Source organism: Mesorhizobium sp. WSM4840, from assembly GCF_055811755.1.
The window spans coordinates 1-1,797 of record NZ_JBVVQD010000090.1 but is presented as its reverse complement, the minus strand read 5'-3'; the positions used below and the strand labels follow the sequence as shown (position 1 = coordinate 1,797).

At 68.2% G+C, this 1,797-nt stretch carries 1 protein-coding gene; it reads left to right on the top strand.

What is annotated here, in order from left to right; all coding sequences use genetic code 11:
• Window positions 1–76 precede the first annotated feature (76 nt).
• On the top strand, window positions 77–1,237 hold the full coding sequence (locus AC0L3I_RS36770; protein ID WP_473530209.1) for an IS110 family RNA-guided transposase: 1,161 nt from the start codon (window positions 77–79) through the stop codon (window positions 1,235–1,237).
• Window positions 1,238–1,797: the final 560 nt, after the last annotated feature.

Sequence of the window (1,797 nt, the reverse complement as noted above, 5' to 3'; positions counted from 1 at the left end):
GGGGAGAGAAGCTATGGGGCGGCGGCGAGGGTTGTGGCACCATCGTTGCTGTGAACTCAACGAATGGAGCGCCCCGATGCACCAGAATGATCTGAGCAAGTCCCTCGTCGCCTTCGATCAGGATAGCACACTGGTCGCGGTCGTTGAACTGAGCGCCAGGAGCTGGCTGGTGGCCGGGCTGGTTCCCGGGCTTGGCCGCGAGCCGCTGAAGAAGCAGGGTGCCGATCCTGTGGCGCTGCTGAGGCTGCTGTGTCGCTGGCGCGACGAGGCGGTGAAGGCCGGCAAGACGATCGCGCGCATTGCGGTGGCGTTCGAGGCTGGCCGCGACGGCTTCTGGCTGGCGCGGCTGCTGTTGGCGCAAGGGATCGAGACCCATGTGATCCACGCGGCCAGCATCCCGGTGTCGCGCGAGCACCGGCGGGCGAAGTCGGACCGGCTGGACACGCAGTTGCTGATGCGTTCGTTTGTCGGCTGGCTGCGCGGCGAGGCCAGGCACTGCGGCATGGTGGCGATCCCGACGATCGAGGAGGAGGACGCGCGGCGCGCCAATCGCGAGCACGAGACGCTGGTTGGCGAGCGCACCAGCCTTGTCAGCCGGATGCAGGCGACGCTGGCGCGCTTTGGCGTCCGCGGCTTCAATGTGAAGCTGAAGAAGGCGGCGGAGCGGCTGGAACAGCTGCGTGGCGCCGAAGGGGTGCCGCTGCCACCCAACACGCTGGCCGAGCTGCGCCGCGACATGGCACGGCTGCGGCTGATCAAGGAGCAACTCAAGGAGATCGAGACGACACGCCTGGAGCGGCTGAAGCAGGCGCCGCAGGAGGGCACCCATCCCATGGTGATGATGCTGGCCAGGATGATGGGCATCGGCATCGAGACGGCCGACATGCTGGTGCAAGAGATCCTGTCGCGCAATCTGCGCGATCGTCGCGCGGTGGCCCGTTATGCCGGGCTCACCGGGGCGCCGGACGAGAGCGGCTCCAAACGGCGCGAGAAAGGGCTGGCGCGGGCCGGCAATGCGCGGGTCAGGCGCGGCATGATCCAGCTCGCCTGGCGCTGGCTGATGTTCCAGAAGGGCAGCGCCCTGGCGCAGTGGTTCGCGCAGCGCACCGCCGGGCTCCAGCGCAACCTGCGCAAGACCATGATCGTGGCCCTGGCGCGCAAGCTGCTGATCGCGCTGTGGCGCTATGTGAGCGCCGGCGAAGTGCCGGCTGGCGCCATCCTGCGCCCCGCGGCATGAACGATCGAAACCGGCTAAAGGAGCCCACGCCACAACAGGTCCGGCATCCATCCGCCCGCGGCGGAGCAATGCCAGGACGATCCGAGGCGGCGGTGACCCGCAAGCCACCTATGGCATGATATCCCATGCGCGCGGGAGAGAATGGGAACCGCCTCCGAGGAGCCTTGCCGCCGATGCGCATGACTGCATCATGGGTTCGGATCGCCGCGATCCGCCGAATACAAGGTTGTGGGCGCGCTGGCGCCACGCCAGGCAGGTTCCCCCTCAGGTCGCCCTTGCGCCGCCAGCCGCCGGCCGGCCTGACCGAAACCAGCCGATGCTGCAATTGCGAGGCTGTCATGACGCCCCTGACCGGTAACGATAGCGCCGGGCTCGACCCCGTCCAGGACGCGTGCCCGCGCCGGCTCCGCCGGTGCCGCAAGCGGCATCCTGGACAGGCTCTGCGCGCGACGCTCCCTCCAAAAGCAGGTCGGGACGGAGGGATGGCCGCCAAACCGTCGAACAAAGGGATGGCCGCCTTGAAAAGGCCCCTTGACAGCGAAAGCCCCATACAAGGTGGC

Bases quoted from the DNA above. Each gene is read 5' to 3' on its own strand.
- AC0L3I_RS36770 (WP_473530209.1), top strand. From the start codon at position 77: ATGCACCAGAATGATCTGAGCAAGTCCCTCGTCGCCTTCGATCAGGAT.